Below are 1572 nucleotides of genomic sequence, written 5' to 3' on the forward strand. Positions count from 1 at the left end.
CACTCACGGTCGGCGTGGCCTGAGTCGCATGGCGCTGGCAGCGATGCGGATCTCGTCGTATGAACTAGCCCCGTGCCGGTGCTGCTGGTCCGGCAGCACCCGCAGACCATCGACGCATCCGCGTGATCCTTGCTGTCGGACCCAGCGCTCGAGCGGCAAGCGCTCAACTGACGGAATCGATCGATGGGAATGCCGGAAACGCGAAGTCGCCCACCTCCACCAACACGGCTTTCACGGGGTCCTCGCGGTAGCGCCGCAGCGCCACCGCCTCGATCACATCGAAGTGACTCCGGCAGGCGTCGACGAGGCTGTCCCCGCCTCCTTGTGCTCCGAATTCGTCGCGCAAAGCATCTTCCGAGATCTCGGCCACGACGCGAGGACCTGCTTTTCCTTCGGGGTAGATCGCGAACAGAACACACGCCCTATCGAAACAATAGATCGCATCGCCGCTCATGGCTCATCTCCTGCTAATCGACAACATCCGCCTGCGCCAATGAACACTCTCATACCGACACGGTGACAGGGTCTTGCTTCAGATCAAGAAATCCGCATCGAGCCGCTGCGACGAACGAATTCAGCCGCAGGTGCGTTGTCAGCGCGACCTCGCTTGGGTCGGGGCTTGCGCGCGATGGGCCCGTGCCGGGCCTTCCTTCTTTGTCAGCGGTGGCTGAAGGCGCCAAGCTGTTGCGCCCTTCCTGCGCTGGCGCAAAATCCTCTTGCAGGGAGACGCGCACCATGAATTTTCGTTCGAAGGAGAATTGACATGAAGCATCAGTGGGTCCTTGTCGCCAATGCATCGCTGGCGCGGATTTTCAGCCGCGAGTTCCCATTGGCCTCGTTGGTGCCGGTAGAGACCCTGACACATGAGGAAAGCCGAATGCGGCGCAGCGAACTGGCAACGGACCGCCCCGGCCGAGAAGTCACGGACACCAGCCACGGCGCCGTGCGCTTCGAGCCCCGCACGGACGCTCGGCGCAAGGAGCTTCATCATTTCGCATGCGAAGTGGCCGATCGACTGGAACAGGGGCTCGCAGCCCGCAAATTCGAATCCCTCGAGGTCTGTGCGTCGAACCCGTTCCTCGGTGAACTCCGGACCCGGTTCAGCGAGCCGGTGCAGAAGAAGATCAAACTGGAGTTCAACGCCGACCTGACCTCGTTGAGCCTGGCCGAGATCGAAAGGCGCCTGAAGGAGGCGCGGCCCTAGCCATCCAGCGGCACGTCGCCGCCGAGGCGGCCGGCCAGCTCGAGGACGGCGTGCTGCGCCTCACCCTTCCCAAGCGCGAAGGCAGCGCCACCCGCATGGTGAAGATCCAGTAGCCGGCTCGCCTCCAGCAAGGCCCGTTTCCAGGTTGTCGACATTTCCGGCTCCTTTGCTACGAGGTTGAGGAAATCCCGTTTTAGCTACTTTCCGGCGCAAAAATCAGTAGCCGTTTGCGAGGCGGTCGTGGTGCCCGGCGGGCAGCGCTTTGTGCATGAGCGCACATCGCGCGATATGAGCCGGGAGTCATCGGCCGCATCGCTTGAACTTCCGGGATCGAATCATTCGCAACTGCTTGACAAGCGGTTTCGTTT

General features: G+C 62.3%; 5 protein-coding genes. 2 read left to right on the forward strand and 3 right to left on the reverse strand.

The annotated features are described in order from the left end of the window. Positions 1–163 precede the first annotated feature (163 nt). A complete protein-coding gene (locus AC1DY5_RS55025) occupies positions 164–454 on the reverse strand; it encodes a hypothetical protein (protein WP_478122597.1) in 291 nt (96 codons plus the stop codon). Between the two features lie 49 nt (positions 455–503). Beyond that, a complete protein-coding gene (locus tag AC1DY5_RS55030) occupies positions 504–737 on the reverse strand; it encodes a hypothetical protein (protein ID WP_478122598.1) in 234 nt (77 codons plus the stop codon). 26 nt (positions 738–763) lie between these two features. On the opposite strand from AC1DY5_RS55030, the gene AC1DY5_RS55035 reads away from it, so the two are divergent. Then, a complete protein-coding gene (locus AC1DY5_RS55035) occupies positions 764–1204 on the forward strand; it encodes a host attachment protein (RefSeq protein ID WP_478122599.1) in 441 nt (146 codons plus the stop codon). On the opposite strand, the gene AC1DY5_RS55040 is transcribed toward AC1DY5_RS55035, so the two are convergent. After that, positions 1201–1359 carry a hypothetical protein gene (locus AC1DY5_RS55040; protein ID WP_478122600.1) on the reverse strand — a complete coding sequence of 53 codons (159 nt, stop codon included), beginning with the start codon at positions 1357–1359 and terminating at the stop codon, positions 1201–1203. The two genes, AC1DY5_RS55035 and AC1DY5_RS55040, sit on opposite strands and share 4 nt — an antisense overlap. A gap of 22 nt (positions 1360–1381) precedes the next feature. On the opposite strand from AC1DY5_RS55040, the gene AC1DY5_RS55045 reads away from it, so the two are divergent. Continuing rightward, a partial coding sequence (locus tag AC1DY5_RS55045; RefSeq protein WP_478122601.1) for a hypothetical protein occupies positions 1382–1572 on the forward strand: 191 nt, incomplete at its 3' end.

This window comes from Variovorax sp. P4_D9 (genome assembly GCF_056401695.1).